Below are 19,157 nucleotides of genomic sequence, written 5' to 3' on the forward strand. Positions count from 1 at the left end.
GCCCCTAATTCAGGGTAAGATCGGCAATGTATAGCCAGTCGTGACGATACTCGCACGGACGCTGTAGCAAGTATAGTCCCATCCGCAATACCCATTGCCGAATACTACTATAACTCGGTAAAATTTGACCGATGAACCGACTCAATAGGGCAAAATTTTTCGAGGCTCCCCGGAAACTGCTTAAACTTTCAACCACAAACGAGATGGCTAAGCTAATCGTCAATGCTCCATAATGGTGGCTGGCTAACAGGGTGCCTTGGGTTTCAACGATCCCAACGGTGGCAGAGCCGCCTAAGGACGGGGGGGGACTGCTGTCTGATCAGACAGGGGGCTAAGCGATGGGGATGAGGTCTGTTGACGATACCCTCGCACTTCCTTTTCCGCTATCTGGGCTCGTCGTTTCCACAGGGCTCGACTTTTCTCTAAGTCCCGAATCCGGATTTCTTGTGCTCGCAATTTCTTTTGCTTCTCACTCGCTCTTTGCTTCCAACGATCACGGCTTTGCTTAAATAAATTGGCCAGACGCTCAATTGAGCTTTTGTATCCTTGTATCATGGGCAGATCCTGGCAACCTCTTCACACAGATTATGCATGAACTCATCCCATCAATCAAGTCCTAGAGTGAACAGCCTAGGCACTGCCCACCCTACGATTAATGACAATGGTGCTCAGGGTCAGTGATAACATTTAGTAATGTAAAGGAAAATTAACTTAATTTAAACGGATACTGTGAAATCCAATCTATCACTGCCCCATCAAAACACCATAAAAGGGTCCCAGTTACCGACTATCGTCACAGACAGCCTCACGGTTTTGTGGGGGGACTGGCTAAAATTACGGGTGCGAGCCACCCAAGTTGTTGCTAGTGGGCTAATCTCCCCACTGATCTACATATTGGCATTTGGTCTCGGTCTAGGGAGTACCTTAGATCGGACAATGGTTCCCCCAGTTGGTGAATCCTATTTAGAATTTATTCTGCCAGGAATGGTGGCGCTGTCGTCTATGACCATTAGCTTTGCTGGCACCACCTTTTCCATTTGCGGTGATCGGCTATACACGAAAACCTTTGAGGAAACCTTGTTGATGCCAGTGCATCCCTTAGCCTTGCATGTCGGCAAAATGATGGCGGGGATTTTGCGGGGATTAATGACATCTGCTTCAGTGATTTTAGTCGCAGTGCTGTTTACTGGGAAAGTATGGAGTTTTCTCAATCCCTTATTTTTATTGTTGCTAGTGCTTAATTGTGCTGTGTTTGCCGGTTTAGGGGTGATAGTGGGATTGAATGTCAAATCCTTGGAAATGGTTGGTCTTTTCAACAACTTCTTAATTGTGCCGATGTCCTTCCTAGGTGGGACATTTTTTGACCCAGGCACCTTACCTACAGCCCTAAAAGTGATTGTCTATCTATTGCCTCTAAGTTATACCAGCACTGGACTCCGGGCTGCTGCTTACTTACCTGTGTCTGAGTTTCCCTGGTATGCGATACCGATTCTGCTGGGGTTTGCGATCGCACTTTCTCTATTTGGTGCTCACCAATTCGCTCACCAGCAAGACTGATTAGGCACACTTACACGCTTACAGTAGGTATTAAGCGTTAACGACTAACCACTATTAACCTAAGACCTAACACCTGAAGAACGGGATGAGTGTAATGGTAATGTGACCGTAAAGGCTGTACCAACTCCCACTTCACTATCTACACAAATCTCACCACCGTGGAGATTGACACATTTTTTGACAATTGCTAATCCTAGTCCGGTACCAGAGATAGTACCAACATTACTACTGCGCTGAAAAGCCTCAAATAACCGTTCTTGGTCTTCTGGGGGGATGCCAATTCCGGAATCTTGGATCCGGAACATAGTACTATGATCACTCATGATCAGATCAAATTGGATATCACCCCCATCCGGTGAATACTTAATCCCATTGGAGAGCAAATTAGACAGAATTTGCCGCAATAGTTTTTCATCTAGATCAGCTTTTTCAAACCAACCCTGATTAATACAGCAGGAGGTTTCCTTTGAATTATTTGTACAGTTAAAGTTAATAGTCAACCCAGTATTAGCTGTTAGTTTAAATTCTTCGACAATTTCCTTACAGAAGGCTACCACATCTATAGGTAATGGTTTGAATTCCAATTTTCCTGCCTCAGCTTTACTGAATAGCAGTACATCACTCACTAACTTAGTCAGATGTTGAACCGTGGTTTGAATCCGCTGAAAATGACGTCGCTTTTTTTCGGAAGACCATTTATGACTATAATGTTCTAGTAATTCTGTCGAAGAGAGGATGGTGGCTAGTGGGGTGCGATATTCATGAGAAACGACAGAAACAATCCGAGATTTGAGGTCATTGAGTTCTTTTTCTTTATTCAACGCCTGACGAAGTTCTTCTTCCAAGCACTTCCGACTGGCAATTTCCCGTTGCAGGTACTGATTTTTTTGCCTTAATTCATCAGTTTGTTCCGCAACGCGATGCTCTAATTCTTCATTGAGTCGTTGCAATTGCTCCTCACTTTGTCGAAGCTGCTTCATAGTATTGGCTCGCTCAATAGCATAGCGAATGGTGCGGATCAGCAATTCACTATCAATTTTGCCCTTGACTAAATAATCTTGTGCTCCTTTTCGTAAAGCTTCTAGGGCGGTCACTCTATCATTAAGACCCGTTAACACCACAATGGGTAAATCCGGTACTACCTCGTGGGTTTTTGTGACTGTAATCAATCCCTGTTTATCCGGTAACGATAGGTCTAACAAGATTATATCAAAATGATGTTTACTGAGAGAATCAATAGCATCTTGTAACTTTTCTACCTGCACCAGTGACCACTGAATCTCTTGGGCATCAGTTAAAATGATTTGGAGAAGATCCGCATCAGCTGGGTTATCTTCTACTAGGAGTATTTTCAGGGAATTGGTGTCCATATTTATTGATATGATGGCAGTCTAACAAGGTCTAACCAAAATTCTTCAATCTGCTTCACCATCGACAGAAAATTTTCCCAATCAATGGGTTTACAAATGTAGCAGTTAGCTTTTAGCCTGTAAGTATTGATAATATCTTGCTGAGAGTCAGATGTGGTTAATATAATAATTGGTATCGTACTTATCTGGGGGTCTTCCTTGATTTCTTGGAGAACCTCGCGACCATCTTTTTTAGGTAAATTCAGATCCAGAAAAATTAAATGTGGACGTGGGGCTTCCTGATATTTTCCCTGCTGACGGAGGAATGCGATCGCTTTAGCACCATCATCAACCCAATGAAAGTTACTAGATAGGTTGCTATCACATAATGCCTCTAAAATGAGTTCGGCATCACTCGACGAATCTTCTACCAGCAGAATATCAATTGGTTGAGTATTTGTGATAATATTCATGATGCCAGTTCCTGAAATTTCTAGATAATGTTTAAATCCTGGTGATGCTGTGGTATTGAGAAGTAAAATGTTGTGCCTACTCCTAGCTCTGACTCTACCCAAATTTTTCCGCCATGACGCTCTACAATCTTCTTACAAACTGCTAGACCAATGCCTGTGCCGGGATACTCACGGCGGGTATGCAAGCGCTGGAAAATAGTGAAGATGCGCTCAAAGTATTCAGGCTCAATACCAATACCATTATCACGAACTGAAAAGATAAATTCTTTAGCCTTCAGTTCCGCTGAAATATGGACTCTGGGTAGCTCTTGGCTGCGAAACTTAATGGCATTACCGATCAGATTTTGCAGAAGTTGACTCAGTTGTATATCATCCCCCATAACTACAGGTAAGGAGTCATGGGTAACTATGGCATCGCTCTCGATAATCGCTACATTTAAATTGTCTAAAACCCGATTCAGTACTACCTCACAGTCAGTAGCTGCTAATTCTTTACCATGGGTTCCCACCCGAGAAAAACTCAGCAGATCTTGGATTAACTGCTGCATGTTAGTAGCGCCATCTACGATGTAATGAATATACTTATCTGCTTGAGCATCCAGGTTACTCTGGTATTTTTTAGCTAAGAGTTGGGTGTAGCTACTAATGGCTCGCAGTGGTTCTTGTAAATCATGGGAAGCCACGTAAGCAAACTGTTCTAACTCACGATTAGATTGGGATAAATCTTGATTAAGTCGTTTGAGGGCCTCTTGAGCTTCTTTACGCTCTGTAATCACCTCAGTACTCATAATGATACCGCTAATTTTCCCAGCAATGTCAACCCAAGGACCGATTTCCCACTTGAGCCACTGTTGTTCACCATTAGCGCGAATAAACAAATCTTCTTCACACTCTGCTGAATAACCCTCTAAGCACCGTTGGTGTATTTTCTTCCAACCCTCAGGAGTTTCTGGAAATACCTCGTAGTAGCTTTTGCCAATGATGTTGTCATCAGATATGTTGTACTCTGAGTACCAGTTGCGACTAACAAACTGGTACCTCATCTGCTGATCGAACATGGCAATAGCTGCGGGTACATATTCCAAAAATCGGTTAAGCAGCTCTAGGTTGTTGCCTAATTCCGACTCAACCTGGCGTCGCTCTCTGATTTCAGCTTTTAAGACTTGATTAGCTGCTGCTAGTTGCTTTGTCCGTTCTAATATTCGTTGTTCTAACTCTTCATAGGCTTGGGTGAGGACATCATCCTCTAGCTTGCGCTTCGTGATATCCTGTACCACGGACACCACTCCGATGATGGTGCCATCAGATTCAATTAAGGGAGCATTGTGCCACTGGCAAAATATACTACTGCCATCTTGTGGATGGTAGTTTTCGGTAATGCAGTTGCTATACTGAAAATTCAAACAGTCTTGCAGAACTCGCTGGAACTGCTCTACGGAAGATTGCGGCTTGATCAATTGATGGGCACGATGTCCAAAGGCTTCCATCTTGGAATAGCCAAAAATTTTCTCGGCTACATGGTTCCACTGCATCACTTCACCATCCAGGCTCCACTCAATGAAACCAAGAGGAGTTTGCTCTACCAAGAGGGACAAGGTTTGTTGGGATCTCAGTAGTTCTTCTACGGTTTGCTTACGTTCAGCAATTTCCTTTTCCAGAGCTGTGTTAGTCGCTTCTAGTGGAGCTCGACTGGAGAATGCTAAGACTTTTGGCATCACTACTACTAGTGCGATCGCGCTAGAAAGAGAAAGTATGGCACTAGTCCCTTTGACTAAACCAGAGAGCCAATAATCGGGATGCCAAATTCTCCAGACCTCCAGCAAGTGACTGTTGCCACAGAACAAAACCCAGGCACTAAATAGTAATAAAATCTTGAGTAATGGCAGATCTTGGTTTTGAGACCAACAATAGATCAGCAACAGCAGAATAGAGTAATAGGATAGGGCAATTAGCAAATCCGATCCAGCATGAAGTCCAACTAATTCAGGCTTCCAGACATAGCAATGCTCCTGGGATAGATAATGACCGGAGAACATGTCTTGTAAGGTTTTGAGCATATGCCGTTGGTCAATTGGGCAAGAATTTCCAGCAGCACCGACGGTAACAGCAATGGTCAGATTAACCAGCTTGGTTTCGTACCAAGTAGCAGATCTCCCACTTATCCGTTGGAGTTAATTCCCTTTTGAAGTGGAACTGGGTATCAAGAAGGTAATCACCTCCGAGGACACTAAGACACACTTAGTTCTTATATTGTTAACGTTTTGACCACCGACTGTAAATCTGTGAAATTACGGAATTTTAACTTGCCCCATAACTCTTTGCCCAGAGAACTTTAAATCCCAATTTAGGAATTAGATAGCTCGATTTCTCTTTCTATTCCAAGATTGCAGCATCACCTGCCAGCATACCTGGCTGAAATAGAGAGTGATGTTCATAATACCCAATAACCGAGTGGCATCTTCTAGCATGGCTCGGGTTCCTTTTCCTGACAAATGGGAGAAGTCCACCAAACCAGATATGACAAATAAAATTGCCGCAATCATCAGGAGTATATATGGTGTAGCTCGAATTATCCTCCAAAAAGCTAATCCATAGAGGATGGCACCTATGCCATACATAAAATACACCGGCGCTTTGGAAATCCCTTGTTTTGCTAGTATTAAATTAATCCTGAAGACATCATCAATTAATAATATTCCAATGCCAAGGGCAGAGTATAAAAGAAATCGATTTATTTTTTGATTGGGCTGGATTTTGTTCAGCAATAACCAGCACCATAAACAAATGGTTACTACTACGCACCACATTAATTCAGACACAGCTGATAAAGTGCCGATGTAGGGGCGATTGAGAAGAAAAGGATCATCAAAAAGTCCTACGACTATATAACCCCTGTCCTGAATCTTGACATAGATACTTAAAACTAAAAATAGTATAATAACTAAGCTGTTATACCAAAGAATATAATTATCGTGGCGCAGCTGTTTTATAAGGATTTTCAGCATCGAGGTGAAACAGGTAAATAAGCAATTGTTTGTTGGGCTATATACTTAAGCTAACACAGGAGCTAATGGTAATCGGTCATTGCTCGGTAGTAGTGAGGAAAAATTACTGATTACTAATTTACCATTAAGGTAAATTTAATATAAAGCCCTGGTTGAAGCTGTTAGCCTTGTTTTCTTCTGTTAAATTAGTCTTGGCTTTTGCTTGTAAATCCGCAATTTTTTCTAAAAACTATCTGATTTCAATCTGGGTGAGGTACCTCGTCCTAGGTTAATTGGAGTCGGGAGTCGGGAGCGGTGCGACCCGTGGCGAATTTAATTCGCCAACGGAAAGCGCACCGAGGGAGTCGGGAGTCGGGTCGAAAATTATACCCATATCACCATCTGACCATCTGACCCATCTATCTTTTACGAGAAGAAAACAGCTCTACCTCTGTTCCCCTGAAGCTTTGTCTGTTCCAATTCTTAAGGAGGGTGTGATTCCATCTAGCCCTAAGCCATGAAAATGATTTAAACTGCTGTGGATGTGATTATAGATTTCAGTGATTGCCTATGCTCTATACTCAAGAGTACATTAGGGAAACTGAAGCAACCCGCGTGCGGGTACTCAGTGAAGCACTACCCTACATCCAAAAGTTTGCTGGTCGCACAGTCGTGGTTAAGTATGGTGGTGCGGCAATGAAAGACAGCAATCTCAAAGAACAGGTGATCCGGGATATTGTATTCTTAGCTTGTGTAGGTGTACGACCAGTCGTTATCCACGGTGGTGGTCCGGAAATCAATAGCTGGCTGGGGAAATTAGGGATTGAGCCACAATTTAAGAATGGTCTGCGGGTGACCGATGCTGCCACGATGGATGTAGTGGAAATGGTGCTGGTGGGTCGGGTGAATAAAGAGTTGGTCTCTGGGATTAACTACGCCGGTGGTAATGCTGTTGGGCTGTGTGGCAAAGATGGTAACTTATTCGTAGCACGCCCAGAAGGTCAAGAGGGTATTGGCTTTGTTGGGGAAGTGAGCACTGTGGATGTGCGGCTAGTAGAGTCTTTGGTCAATAGTGGCTACATTCCAGTAGTGTCTAGCGTGGCGGCTGATGATACTGGCCAAGCTTACAATATCAACGCTGACACGGTGGCTGGTGCGATCGCAGCTGCTTTAGAAGCAGAAAAGCTGATCTTGCTGACTGATACCGCTGGGATTTTGAAGGATCCTAAAGACCCATCTAGCCTGATTCCTCAGCTAGATATTCAACAATCACGGCAGTTGATTGAGAGTGGGGTAGTGTCTGGTGGGATGATTCCTAAGGTAAACTGCTGCGTGCGATCGCTTGCTCAAGGGGTACGTGCGGCTCATATTATTGATGGTCGCATTCCCCATGCCCTGCTCCTGGAAATCTTCACCGATGAAGGAATCGGTTCGATGATTGTCGGATCAGCATTTACCAACTAAGCACAAATGGCCAATGGCAACTAAGAAATTGTTAATTGAAAATTAAAATTAACAATTAACAATAATTAATTATTAACAATTAATAATTAAAGAATGACTAATGGCTAATGAAAAATTTTCCCTAGAGTACCAGTCAGGAAAAGCTGCATTTGAACGAGGAGAGTATCGTGCTTCTATAGAGCATTTGACCACAGCCAGGAATTTGGTAAATCTATCCTCTGGGCTCGGGGGAGAGGTGCAAATGTGGTTGGTGATGGCTTATGAGGCAGCTGGGCAAAAAGCGGAAGCGATCGCACTATGTCAACAGCTGACTAGCCATCCTGACCTAGAAACCTCCAAAGAAGGCAAAAATTTACTCTATATTCTGCAAGCTCCTCAGCTTACTAGACCAGCAGAATGGATGACCAACATTCCTGACTTAGGTGCGATCACAGAAAGTGACGACCGGGAGAGTTATGTGAATTATAGGTCTTTTAGCGGACGCAAGCAGCCTAGCCTAGGCTTGGTACCAGAACCCCTAGATCCTGCTGAGATTAACACTAAGGATAATCAATTCGTCTGGCTAGCTGTTGGTTTGGTGAGTTTAACCCTGGGTGGATTGATTTGGTTTGGGCTTTGATATGACTAGCTAGCAGAGACTGTTTTTTTAACTTTGCTTAAATCCAAGGGTTGGGTGGGTCGCACCGCGTCGCAAAAAGCGCGGGTCGCACCGCTCCCGATTCCCGATTCCCGATTCCCGATTCCCGTTCCCCTCCTGGGAGGGGTTAGGGGTGGGTTCCGATTCCCGATTCCCGATTCCCTGCTCCCTGCTCCCTGCTCCCTAGAAAAATGTACCTCACCGAATTAAAAACTGCTATAGTCAGTTGATTAACTATCTGGGGCGGTTTTTTTATCCATCGCTTTGCTAGAAAAAAGACCTTTCTTGCTGATACTTCTCCAATACATTACTATACCTGTAATTAACATAAAAAGTAATCCTAAACCATTTAAAAGTACATAAATTGGCCTCAGTTGATCACCAAGGAATCTTCCTTCGTGAATCACCATTAAAAAGTGGGCTTGATCTTTGGAAAGCCCAAACCAGCTTCTCCCTAATCGATAGGCTATCCCGGTGATTGCTGTGATCATGAAAGGCAGTAAGATGATTGGAGCTAAGGTACTATGCAGTTTACGTAAAGTAGGCTGATTCATAGGATTTCGGCTGGTTTTTGATATTCTATAACATGATTACAGCATGTTATGGTATCAGTTTTGGGTTATGTATGTAACAAATCGACCTATTGTTTAAGAAATCCCTAAGGACACTAAGAAAAAAAGGAGAAGGGTTGGTGAAGTTAAATTTTGTGAGTTTAAGGCAGTTGGTTAGTGGAACTCTGGGGCATTTACGGGTTCTGGGGGTGATTGTGCTGGCATCAGTGCTACTGTCTGGTTGTGTCAAATATGATCTTGGGGTCAGGTTTGACGGTGAACACCATGGCAAGATTGTCCAGCAGATCAAGCTTGGAGAACAGCTGACAAAGTTGAGCGATGCTGAAGCGACTGAATGGCTCAGAAGTCTCGAAAGTCGGGCAAAGCAGCTTCAGGGGAAAACTCAGCGCCTCTCAGACCGAGAAATTGCGATCGCAATTCCCTTTAACAACGGTAAGGAATTAGTATCCAAGTTTGAGCAGTTTTTTAACCCAGTTGGTCACCCAGAAGATGCCCGATTAGCACCAGAGAGTGATAGTAACCCCAGTTTTAACTCTAATTTACGCCTAGATCAAAACAACTTTCTGGTGGTGCAACGAAATCACTTAAGCTATGACCTGGATTTGCGCAGCCTAGGGGTAATCAACTCTGATAATGGCAAGATTGTGGTTACTGCTGGTTCACTGTTCGATTTGCAGTTTAGCCTAGAGACCCCTTGGGGAGCACACAGTATTGAGAAATCCCCCAATGTCATTAGCCCCAAAATTTATGATGATGGACATCAGCTAGTTTGGACACTGCAACCTGGTCAAATTAACCATATCGAAGTGGCATTTTGGCTACCCAGTTTCCTAGGTATTGGTATGATTATTATCATACTGGTGGTATTAGGTGGTTTCTACATAAAATACAAGTCTTTCCCCTGGGAAAGAACTGAAACTAATCAACCAGCAATACCATCAAAGGTGATGTAGTTTAAACCAGTTAGAGTTATACCAGTTAGAGAAACCAGTAATAGCTATTGGTTTCTTAACCACTAAGTTAATCAACATTAACTGGTAAGCATTCAGCCGTTAGCTGTCAGCCGTGAGCCTTTGGCTCACGCTACGCGAACAGCCTAATGCTTAAAATAAACCTCGAACCAAAAAATTTAACAGTTCGAGATTTTATCAAATTGAAAGTCTGGGTAAAAGCCCATCTAAGCATTCAGCAGTCAACCATTGGCCTTTGGCAAAGTGTGCCCATAAGCACATCAAGTAGCGTGCCCATAGCCCATAAGCTGATACGCGACACGCTGATAGCTGAATGCTTACGTTAACTTTCTATCATCTTATGAATAATTGTGGTTGGAGCACTTTGGTAATAAATTTGGCAGGATAACGGTTGCAGTAAATCCTGCTTATACTAGCCAGAATTGTTCTGAGTGCGGCGAAATTGTGAAAAAGTCTCTATCAACTAGAACCCATATTTGTAAGTGTGGATGTCAGTTAGATTCGCCGAAGGCGACGCTACGCGAACGAGACCATAACGCCGCCATTAACATCCTCGCCCATAGCATTGGGTACGGTGGGGCACATCGGAACCCTGGTCTTAGACCGAAACGCTTTCGGAGAACTGTCCTCTACTCTTCCTGGTTCCGACCTGGTTGAGCAAGACGGTTCTGTGAACAAAGAATCCCCGCGTCTTTAGACCGGGGAGTGTCAAATTCCTTTGCAACGAGCCAGAAAGATTGCTCAGTATCGTCAGGCAGAACGAAAGTTGATTCGACCATAGAGTTAAGTGCAACATTTTTGAATTAAGAATTAAGAATTAAGAATTAAGAATTAAGAATTAAGAATTTGGAATTCTACATTCTACATTCTACATTCTTAATTCTGCATTCTACATTCTACATTCTTAATTCTGCATTCTACATTCTACATTCTTAATTCTGCATTCTACATTCTACATTCTACATAAGACATCAAACTGCTTGTGGTTGCATTTGTGGCTGGAACTGGAACAGGGAGAATACCACATTGCGGCGGATATCGATCATCATTTCCAAGAACATCTCATAGCCTTCCTGCTTATACTCAATCAGGGGGTCTTTTTGGCCATAACCTCGTAATCCCACTGACTCCCTTAGGGCATCCATGGATTGTAAATGCTCTCGCCAGAGGTTATCGATTTGATTCAAGATAAAGAATCGCTCCGCTTGCCGCATTAGTCCTGGCTGAATTTGATCGACTTGAGCTTCCTTGATATCGTAGGCTTTGCGGACTTCTTCATGGAGGAAGGTTTTGATTTCCCCGACCGTCATATCTTCTAGATGCTGTGGTTCTAGATCTTGCAGTAAGTAGACAAATTCTTTGACCTTTCCTACCAAGCTCTCTAAATCCCACTCTTCTGGTGGTAACTCTGGGTTAACGTAGGCGTCTACAATATCACTCATAGTCTTTTCGGCATACTGGATGACTTGTTCTTTGAGGTCTAGTCCTTCCAGCACTCGCCGTCTTTCTGCATAAATTGCCCGCCGTTGGTTGTTCATTACCTCGTCATACTCAAATACCTGCTTCCGGGTATCGTAGTAGAAGGTTTCCACTTTCTTCTGGGCATTTTCTAAGGAGCTGGTGAGCATCCCGGATTCGATGGGCATATCTTCCTCAACCCGGAACATATCCATCATTTTTGCTACGCGATCGCCTCCGAATATCCGCAGCAGATTGTCTTCCAAACTGAGGAAAAATCGGGTAGAACCGGGGTCCCCTTGCCGTCCAGCTCGTCCTCTGAGCTGGTTATCAATACGGCGGGATTCATGACGTTCAGTACCAACAACGTGCAGGCCACCTTTTTCTACCACCTCATCATGTTCTCGGGTGGTGAATGCGTCATATTCCCCTCGAATTGCTTTATAGACTTCCCGCAGCTTTTGAATAACTGGGTCATTGGTGGGAGCATTTTCTGAAGCGATCGCTAATTTCTCTTCTGCTTCTAGTTCCGGTAAACTCTGCTGTCCATATTGTTCAACTGCAAAATTTACTGCCTCTTTTAGGCTTTGTTCCGTTTCCCGGGACAATTTGGTCGGGAAAATCTGAGGGCTAACTTTCCAGCTTTTCGGTTTCTTTCCTGGAGCAAACCCAACAGCATCCGATTTAGGCTTGGCAGTAGTTACCGCTATGGGGGCAAAGGCTTCGTCTTCCTCCGGCTGCACTATTTTGGGCATAAAATATTCCCGTAGCTTCAGCCGTGCCATGAAGTCAGCATTACCTCCCAAAATAATATCTGTTCCTCGCCCGGCCATGTTGGTGGAAATAGTCAAAGCTCCTTTCCGTCCTGCCTGAGCCACAATTTCTGATTCCCGCTCTACATTTTCGGGTTTAGCATTGAGCAGGTTATGGGGTACCCCTTTTTCGGCTAACAGACCCGACAACAACTCGGATTTTTCTACACTCGTGGTTCCCACTAGCACCGGACGGCCTTGTTCATGGAGTTCAGCACATTCTTCTGCTACTGCCCTCCACTTAGCTGGCTCGGTCTTGTAAACCACATCGGAAACGTCTCGACGTTTAGAGGGTTTGTTAGTGGGAATAATCGTAACTTGCAAGTTGTAGATTTTTTCAAATTCCGCTTCTTCTGTTTTCGCGGTACCTGTCATACCGGCGAGTTTGGGATAGAGCAAGAAGAAATTCTGATAGGTAATGGTTGCCAGGGTTTGGGTTTCATTTTGAATGTCTACCCGTTCCTTGGCTTCTATGGCTTGGTGTAGACCATCACTCCACCGGCGTCCTGCCAACACTCGGCCAGTGAACTCGTCTACAATCACTACTTCCCCATTCCGCACGATATAGTTGACATCTTTCTGAAAGAGTTCCTTAGCCTTCAGGGCATTGGAAATATAATGAGCCCAAGGGTCTTTGGGGTCGTACAAATCTTTAACCCCTAGAAGTTGCTCTGCTTCGATAAAGCCTTCATCGGTCATCAAGATGTTACGGGCTTTTTCATCAACTTCGTAGTGTCCTAGTTGTTCAGCATTGTCTGGATCTTCTGGATAGAGCATGCGGGCAATTTCTGCGGCCTTAATGTACTTCTCGGTCGGTCGCTCCACTTGCCCAGAAATAATCAGTGGGGTTCTGGCCTCATCAATCAGTACTGAGTCTACTTCGTCAATGATGCAATAATTAAATGGACGTTGCACCACATCTGACATTGCTGTGGCCATGTTGTCCCGGAGATAGTCAAAGCCTAACTCACTGTTGGTGCTATAGGTAATATCACAGGCATAGTTCTTTTGCCGCTCGACCGGGGACATGCCCGATTGAATCAGCCCGACCGTCAGACCTAGGAAGCGATGAACTTGTCCCATCCATTCCGCGTCCCGACGGGCTAAGTAGTCGTTAACGGTTACAATGTGAACCCCTTTACTATCGATGGCATTGAGGTAAGCTGGTAGAGTAGCCACCAGGGTTTTTCCTTCACCAGTTTTCATCTCTGCGATTTGTCCTTTGTGCAGGACAATGCCACCCATGACTTGGACATCATAGTGACGCATACCCAGCACTCGCTTTCCTGCTTCCCGCACTACAGCAAAGGCTTCTGGCAGAATTTGATCAAGAATTTCATCACGCTCTTGACTAGTGTTGGCTTTCTCCAGCTGCTGTTTAAACTCTGTGGTTTTGCCCCTGAGTTGTTCATCCGATAGTTGCTGGATGTCTTCTTCGAGGAGGTTAACTTCTACAACATCAGGTTGGTACCGTTTGAGCTTACGTGCGTTGGGATCACCAATTAGTCTCTTAAGCATAGCAGGAGAGGGAGATGTATAGTTGTGGGATGTATAATTGTGCGTTTAGGTACACTTTTATAGATATACTACCAAACTCCTGTGTCAAAATATGGGAAAATAGGGTAATAGGTAATTCAGCACTGACCCAACTATACCTTATTCTTTTGCTTGGGATACCCATCATGCCATCATCCCATCTTAAGCATTCAGCATTCAGCATTCAGCATTCAGCTAATGGGCTACGCCCACGCTACTTGAGGTGCTATCAGCTAATGGGCTACGCCCACGCTACGGGAACGGCGGACGCTACGGAAGGTTTAGTTTAAGCTGACCGCTGACCGCTGAATGCTTACATCCCATCATCGCTTTTCCATTCCTGCGATCGAGTCACTCTTCCAAGGAGAAATTAAAACAATTAATCGCCGGAATAGGTAAGTAATCATTCTTTTTGAAAGGTATGGTGTCAGGGATTTTAATCCTTCTCGCTGGACTTTTCTGAGGTAAAAGACAATTCCTCTGAAAAAATCATGCCAGCGTCTCCCCCAGTATTCTTTCTGAATTCCACCTGGATCAAGACGTATATTGTATGGATTGTAATTATATATATTTAATGAATTGAGTTGAGTTAGACCTTCTTGAGCGGCAAACTGTTCATAAGTGATGCCATTGTTCCGAAACTGGGGATTAGTATCGGGATAAATCCATTCCGATACCATCCAATCTTGACTAGCAAACAAGAATTCTGCACAGTTTTTCGTTACCTGAGCATATTTCAGTCTAATCCCAATGGGAATTTCAGCCCAAGGACCATGCTGCCAGACGAAATCTGGGTCAAAAAATGCTTTAAATGCCAAGTCTTTGCCATTAATTCTCAGGCGAGCTACCCGACCAACCATGCCAGCTCCAGCTATTTCTACCTCAACCTTCATTCCCCCTGTAGATAGCATTTCAGGATGAATTGGAGCTGGTTGTGTAGGCAAATCCTGGCAGGGCAAATCCTGGTATAGCATGGCCTTGGAATATAACCCCTTGGGGTTGACTTCTAATTTTTCTCTGGAAGGCTTCACCTCTCTTGGTGCGCTTTCCCTAGGTCGGGAAACCCGACCGGGGTCGCACCGCTCTACAACAGATTTTGGACTGTGCTGACATACTCTGGTTTTTTTTACTAAAATAAATCTCTTGTTTACCCTACCTAATCTAAGCCGCACTCTTTTTAGGTAGAGTGTGACTCGGTGTCCTTCTGAGGAGGTACTACTGACATAGTTGGCTAATTTGTCGAAAAATTGTCTTAACTCTTTGATGGTAATCCCGTTAGTTACATCCAGTAGCTCGGAAGGTGGTGGATAAAAGTATAGCTTTTTTTGACCAGTAGATTTGATCACCTGTTGGCAGAGGGCATGAAATTTCCTGGGAGACATCAGTTTTTGCTGAGCCTGACGTATAATTGGTGCGACGAGCGATTCCTCCCACTGCTGGTAATCTGCCATGGTATTATCCTTTTTCTGCCAAATTTATTATTATCTACTGTTTTAATCATCTTTGAGATCTAAACTTCACACTTCTTAACTATTTTGGTGAGGGGTGAGGGTTGGTGGTCAGTAATCGTAAGCATTCAGCAATCAGCCTTCAGCCTTCAGCCTTCAGCCTTCAGCCTTCAGCCTTCAGCCTTCAGCCTTCAGCCATTCCCCTAGCGTGCCCATAGGCCAAGGCTCAAGCTAAGGAAACAGCAGACTTAACTCAGATTAAACAAATGCTTACCTCTTTTATTCAAAATGCTTTCCTCATCAATAAGAATGTGCATAACCCATGAGCTGATACGCGACACGCTGATAGCTGTTCGCACCTCAAGGAGCGTGGCCATTCGCGTAGCGTGGCCAACGGCCAAGGCCAAGCGTGCGCGTAGCGCATTAGCTGAATGCTTACGTTCCTTTGGAACCGCTTCGCGATCGCATAAAAATACCACCAGAGAGGGGGGTATGGGAACATTCGTTAAGGTAAGCTACGTCTATCTCGTCTATCTGTGTAAGTATTTAGCGATCAGTTATCAGCTATCAAGGATGGATCTTTAGTTCGACTCTCTTGGTGCGCCTTCCCTAGGTCGGGAAACCCGACCGGGGTCGCACCGCAAAAACACCTGACTAAAAAGGTGAAACAAACCTAACTAAACGCCTTTAGCTGATAGCTGACGCTTTTACCTCATCTATCGCTAGCTGAAATAGCATTGCTCTTCCACAGGAGGTCAGCAATATGAAATTCTCAATTGTGCTTCTCACAGGACTGATGGCTCTAGTGCCTGTCGCTCCAGTTAAGGCTGAAAGCGGTGCGACCCCGGTCGGGTTTCCTGACCTAGGGAACGCGCACCAAGAGAGTCCCATCGTTGTTGGGGATAGTAACCGAGACGTTCTCATCTCTTCATTCGGGCGTAAATACAAGAATCGTTCACGCCGCAGGCGTCGGCGCATCTATTATCCCAGGCGTGGGCGTGGGCGGGTGCGCATCTATTCTCCTAAGCGTGGGGGGGTGCGAATCTATTCTCCTAGGCGTGGGCGCGGGCGAGTCTATTATCCCAAGCGCAGGGACGATGAAATCTACTATCGTAACCGTAGGGGAGTAAGAATATATTCTCCCAGGCGCAGGCACGATTCGATTTTTTATCGTTACTAAAAGATTCAAATCCGATTGGTATCGATCACCATTAAGGGAAGTTTGTATTATAGTAGTATATGTAATACAAACTTCTTTAATATGACACTTGGGTTGGACTATAGTCCGGTTGACAACTCACAAGACCTTGAGCAGATTGGGGTGATTATATCTCAGTGCTTTGGGGTTTCCGTAAGTGACTGTGAGGCTTACATTGAGCGTATTGGTACTGAAAACTTTCGCATCATTCGCCAAGCTGGAAATGCGATCGCTCATTTAGCAATTTATCCGATGGCACAATGGTACGGTGGTAAACCTGTGCCGATGGCAGGAGTTGCTGTGGTTGGTGTAGCGCCAGAGTATCGCGGTCAAGGGGTAGCTTACCAATTAATGGCTGAGACTATCATGCAACTCCATGACCAGGGCGTGCCAATTTCTACTTTATATGCTTCTACTGACACCCTATACCGGAAAGTAGGCTATCAACGAGCAGGAAACCGTTGCCTGTGGAAATTGTCTACCAAAACGATTTCGTTAAGCGAACGCAATCTTCCCATGCATCGAGTGGAGCCAGAGAATTACCAGATCTTCGAGGAGATCTATCACCAACAAGCTCAAGCCAACAATGGGAATTTAGACCGCCATCACGCTATCTGGAAACATCTGGTGAAACCAATAGTAGCAAAACCAGAAGAAACTATCTATAGCTATCTGATTGGTTCAGAAACTCTACCGGAAGGTTACATTATTTTTACTCAACAGGAAGACGATCACGGGCTTCGGATTACGATTGACGATTGGGCATTGCTGACCACAGCTGCTATCAAGCGTTTTTGGACTTTTATCGCTGATCATCGCTCCCTAGTCAAGCAGGTGTATTGGTATAGTTCTCCCCATGACCCGTTAATGTTACTGTTACCAGAACAAACGGCAAAAATTGACACTCGATATTACTGGATGTCACGAGTGATTGATGTTCCCAAAGCCTTAGAAAAGCGAGGTTATCCGGTAGGAATTGATGGGGAATTACACTTAGAAGTTGAGGATGATTTGATTAGTGCTAATAACGGTAGATTCCGTTTACGTGTTAATCAAGGGCAAGGTGAAGTTACTCCAGGAGGTAATGGGGATCTTCAAATTAGTATCCGAGGCTTAGCGTCTTTGTATACTGGTTTATATAGTCCTAGACAACTGCAACTTACCGGTTATTTGAAAGCCACAAACGAAGCTTTGTCAGTAGCGACATTATTGTTTTCTGGATCTGAACCTTGGATGCCAGATATGTTTTAATATAAGCAGTCAGCGCTCAGCGCTCAGCTATCAGCTATCAGGTTATGGGTCACAGGCTAGAAGCCTGTGCCACGATTTGTCAGAGGCTTGTTATATCATATTCAGATAATAATTTATCAAAAAACATAGCTTACTTCTGGTAAGTAATTTCCATCTTCATCCCCTGTTCCCTGTTCCCTGTTCCCTGTTCCCTGTTCCCTGTTCCCTACTATTTATAAATGTTCAACCGAACATGATATTACTCTTGAGTTGGATTCAACCAAGCTCTTAAATCCTCAAGATTAGAGAAATCTAAACAGGCTTCACTCAACCCTTCCAACTGATCCAGTGATAGTTGATGAATTTGCTGTTGCAGTTCACTGGGTATTTCTCCTAAGCTACGGGATAGCAGACGGAGTATCAGTGCTCGTTCTCGTTGTGCTCCTTCTTCTCGACCTTTTAGCAAGCCTTCTTGTAACCCTTCTTGTCTAGAAGTTTCGACAATATTATTCATGTCTCGGTAATATTTGAGACTATTTTGGTAGTTATCCTGTTCAGTGCGAGAAAAGTTAGCAATTTCTGCCACATCAAACAGTTGATTGAATACCGACTCTTGGAAAGGTTGAGGGCGATTGTTTAATTCTGAGAGATTTTTTAGGACAAACAGCCATTTATCAAAATGTGTTTCTAACTGGTCTAGAGTTTTGGTAAACTTGGGCAACTCAATGTAAAGGAATTTGAGTTTGTCATAAAATACCTGACAATCCTGATTTTTTAGCTCCACGGTATGTAGGATTGTCTTATCGTCTTTATGGTCGTCAAAAACAAAATCTAACACCCCGACAGTATAAACCGCCTTTAACTGATAATTCCAATCGCATTTTTGCGCTTGTTCTTGGATCGGAAATGTGGAATAATAAACACTTCTATCTTGAAAGAAGTTTTGTTTTGCTTTTTGAATCTCGACTATAAAACGTTCCCCAGTTTTGGATTGACAATAGATGTCAAAAATCCCTTTGCGGTCTACAGGAGTATTTCCTAAATTTTCCGTATTCTTGAAGGTGACATCTTCAATGTGATGTCGGGGTGGTAAAAGGGTGTTTAGAAAATCAATAAGTAGCCCTTTATTTGGCTCAGTACCAAAGACACGCTTAAAGCCAAAATCGGTGAGTAAACTAATGTACTTATCTTTGAGTGGATAGGCCATGACACTGCTAGAGCAATCGCCCCATTGATGCTCATGTATGAATGGATTTATTTGATAATATTATACTATATTTTTGATAAATTTGCAAGTCACAAAACTAGTATAAAAACAGTTTTATTTAAGTCAATAAAAACTTAAATAAATGTCAAAATTAGCTGAATGCTTCTAATTCACTTAAAAATTAAGTTATTCTAACTCCTGACTCCTAACTCCTGACTCCTGACTCCTGACTTCTTCAGGTATAGTGTTTATGATAGTTAA

General features: G+C 43.8%; 20 protein-coding genes and 1 pseudogene. 10 read left to right on the forward strand and 11 right to left on the reverse strand.

Annotation, left to right across the window (positions count from 1 at the left end; genetic code table 11):
- Positions 1-4: 4 nt before the first annotated feature.
- Together LYNGBM3L_RS38075 and LYNGBM3L_RS08665 are read right to left on the reverse strand one after the other, a co-directional pair.
- Positions 5-223 carry a hypothetical protein gene (locus LYNGBM3L_RS38075; protein ID WP_229414377.1) on the reverse strand — a complete coding sequence of 73 codons (219 nt, stop codon included), beginning with the start codon at positions 221-223 and terminating at the stop codon, positions 5-7.
- Positions 224-291: 68 nt separating this feature from the next.
- Complete coding sequence (locus tag LYNGBM3L_RS08665) at positions 292-555, reverse strand: hypothetical protein (protein WP_008177637.1); 264 nt, start codon at positions 553-555, stop codon at positions 292-294.
- 174 nt (positions 556-729) lie between these two features.
- On the opposite strand from LYNGBM3L_RS08665, the gene LYNGBM3L_RS08670 reads away from it, so the two are divergent.
- On the forward strand, positions 730-1,557 hold the full coding sequence (locus LYNGBM3L_RS08670; protein WP_008181450.1) for an ABC transporter permease: 828 nt from the start codon (positions 730-732) through the stop codon (positions 1,555-1,557).
- A gap of 59 nt (positions 1,558-1,616) precedes the next feature.
- On the opposite strand, the gene LYNGBM3L_RS08675 is transcribed toward LYNGBM3L_RS08670, so the two are convergent.
- The 4 genes from LYNGBM3L_RS08675 to LYNGBM3L_RS08690 all read right to left on the reverse strand — a co-directional run bounded on the left by LYNGBM3L_RS08675 (position 1,617) and on the right by LYNGBM3L_RS08690 (position 6,384).
- On the reverse strand, positions 1,617-2,927 hold the full coding sequence (locus LYNGBM3L_RS08675) for a hybrid sensor histidine kinase/response regulator (protein WP_008181451.1): 1,311 nt from the start codon (positions 2,925-2,927) through the stop codon (positions 1,617-1,619).
- Positions 2,928-2,929: 2 nt separating this feature from the next.
- Positions 2,930-3,379 carry a response regulator gene (locus LYNGBM3L_RS08680; protein WP_008181452.1) on the reverse strand — a complete coding sequence of 150 codons (450 nt, stop codon included), beginning with the start codon at positions 3,377-3,379 and terminating at the stop codon, positions 2,930-2,932.
- A gap of 20 nt (positions 3,380-3,399) precedes the next feature.
- Positions 3,400-5,436, reverse strand: coding sequence for a PAS domain-containing sensor histidine kinase (locus LYNGBM3L_RS34770; RefSeq protein WP_008181453.1), 2,037 nt, complete (start codon positions 5,434-5,436; stop codon positions 3,400-3,402).
- A 294-nt stretch (positions 5,437-5,730) separates the two neighbouring features.
- The gene (locus LYNGBM3L_RS08690) at positions 5,731-6,384 is read right to left on the reverse strand and encodes a DUF8692 domain-containing protein (RefSeq protein ID WP_008181455.1); all 654 of its coding nucleotides are present in this window, start codon (positions 6,382-6,384) and stop codon (positions 5,731-5,733) included.
- Positions 6,385-6,933: 549 nt separating this feature from the next.
- Between LYNGBM3L_RS08690 and argB the strand changes: the two genes are divergently transcribed.
- The 3 genes from argB to LYNGBM3L_RS43060 all read left to right on the forward strand — a co-directional run bounded on the left by argB (position 6,934) and on the right by LYNGBM3L_RS43060 (position 8,674).
- On the forward strand, positions 6,934-7,827 hold the full coding sequence (gene argB / locus LYNGBM3L_RS08695) for an acetylglutamate kinase (protein WP_008181456.1): 894 nt from the start codon (positions 6,934-6,936) through the stop codon (positions 7,825-7,827).
- A 100-nt stretch (positions 7,828-7,927) separates the two neighbouring features.
- Positions 7,928-8,446 (forward strand): hypothetical protein, encoded by a 519-nt coding sequence (locus LYNGBM3L_RS08700; protein ID WP_008181458.1) that lies wholly within the window; start codon positions 7,928-7,930, stop codon positions 8,444-8,446.
- A gap of 33 nt (positions 8,447-8,479) precedes the next feature.
- Positions 8,480-8,674: a hypothetical protein gene (locus LYNGBM3L_RS43060; protein WP_154659714.1), complete on the forward strand. Its 195-nt coding sequence runs from the start codon at positions 8,480-8,482 to the stop codon at positions 8,672-8,674.
- 20 nt (positions 8,675-8,694) lie between these two features.
- Here LYNGBM3L_RS43060 and LYNGBM3L_RS08705 read toward each other — a convergent pair whose 3' ends face one another.
- Entirely contained in the window at positions 8,695-9,018 is a 324-nt protein-coding gene (locus LYNGBM3L_RS08705) for a PepSY domain-containing protein (RefSeq protein WP_008181460.1), read from the reverse strand.
- Between the two features lie 137 nt (positions 9,019-9,155).
- On the opposite strand from LYNGBM3L_RS08705, the gene LYNGBM3L_RS08710 reads away from it, so the two are divergent.
- Together LYNGBM3L_RS08710 and LYNGBM3L_RS36140 are read left to right on the forward strand one after the other, a co-directional pair.
- On the forward strand, positions 9,156-9,989 hold the full coding sequence (locus tag LYNGBM3L_RS08710; RefSeq protein WP_008181465.1) for a DUF3153 domain-containing protein: 834 nt from the start codon (positions 9,156-9,158) through the stop codon (positions 9,987-9,989).
- Between the two features lie 369 nt (positions 9,990-10,358).
- A pseudogene (locus LYNGBM3L_RS36140) lies at positions 10,359-10,704 on the forward strand (zinc ribbon domain-containing protein); the annotation flags it as partial.
- On the opposite strand, the gene LYNGBM3L_RS45560 reads toward LYNGBM3L_RS36140, so the two are convergent.
- Together LYNGBM3L_RS45560 and secA are read right to left on the reverse strand one after the other, a co-directional pair.
- Positions 10,637-10,786, reverse strand: a complete 150-nt coding sequence (locus LYNGBM3L_RS45560) for a hypothetical protein (RefSeq protein ID WP_008181467.1) — start codon at positions 10,784-10,786, stop codon at positions 10,637-10,639. The pseudogene LYNGBM3L_RS36140 and the gene LYNGBM3L_RS45560 sit on opposite strands and share 68 nt — an antisense overlap.
- Positions 10,787-10,978: 192 nt before the next feature.
- Entirely contained in the window at positions 10,979-13,795 is a 2,817-nt protein-coding gene (secA, locus tag LYNGBM3L_RS08715) for a preprotein translocase subunit SecA (RefSeq protein WP_008181469.1), read from the reverse strand.
- A 164-nt stretch (positions 13,796-13,959) separates the two neighbouring features.
- Here secA and LYNGBM3L_RS47135 point away from each other — a divergent pair, with 164 nt between their 5' ends.
- On the forward strand, positions 13,960-14,103 hold the full coding sequence (locus LYNGBM3L_RS47135) for a hypothetical protein (RefSeq protein WP_229414379.1): 144 nt from the start codon (positions 13,960-13,962) through the stop codon (positions 14,101-14,103).
- Positions 14,104-14,136: 33 nt separating this feature from the next.
- Here LYNGBM3L_RS47135 and LYNGBM3L_RS45565 read toward each other — a convergent pair whose 3' ends face one another.
- Complete coding sequence (locus tag LYNGBM3L_RS45565; RefSeq protein WP_008181471.1) at positions 14,137-15,264, reverse strand: hypothetical protein; 1,128 nt, start codon at positions 15,262-15,264, stop codon at positions 14,137-14,139.
- A gap of 366 nt (positions 15,265-15,630) precedes the next feature.
- Between LYNGBM3L_RS45565 and LYNGBM3L_RS40125 the strand changes: the two genes are divergently transcribed.
- The 3 genes from LYNGBM3L_RS40125 (at position 15,631) to LYNGBM3L_RS08725 (ending at position 17,710) form a co-directional block, all read left to right on the forward strand.
- Positions 15,631-15,846: a hypothetical protein gene (locus LYNGBM3L_RS40125; RefSeq protein ID WP_131827014.1), complete on the forward strand. Its 216-nt coding sequence runs from the start codon at positions 15,631-15,633 to the stop codon at positions 15,844-15,846.
- Between the two features lie 178 nt (positions 15,847-16,024).
- Positions 16,025-16,441, forward strand: coding sequence for a hypothetical protein (locus tag LYNGBM3L_RS40130; protein ID WP_131827015.1), 417 nt, complete (start codon positions 16,025-16,027; stop codon positions 16,439-16,441).
- 81 nt (positions 16,442-16,522) lie between these two features.
- Positions 16,523-17,710 carry a GNAT family N-acetyltransferase gene (locus LYNGBM3L_RS08725; protein ID WP_008181473.1) on the forward strand — a complete coding sequence of 396 codons (1,188 nt, stop codon included), beginning with the start codon at positions 16,523-16,525 and terminating at the stop codon, positions 17,708-17,710.
- 238 nt (positions 17,711-17,948) lie between these two features.
- On the opposite strand, the gene LYNGBM3L_RS08730 is transcribed toward LYNGBM3L_RS08725, so the two are convergent.
- Positions 17,949-18,896 carry an Rpn family recombination-promoting nuclease/putative transposase gene (locus LYNGBM3L_RS08730; protein ID WP_008181476.1) on the reverse strand — a complete coding sequence of 316 codons (948 nt, stop codon included), beginning with the start codon at positions 18,894-18,896 and terminating at the stop codon, positions 17,949-17,951.
- Between the last annotated feature and the right edge of the window lie 261 nt (positions 18,897-19,157).

The organism is Moorena producens 3L (assembly GCF_000211815.1).
GTDB lineage: Bacteria > Cyanobacteriota > Cyanobacteriia > Cyanobacteriales > Coleofasciculaceae > Moorena > Moorena producens.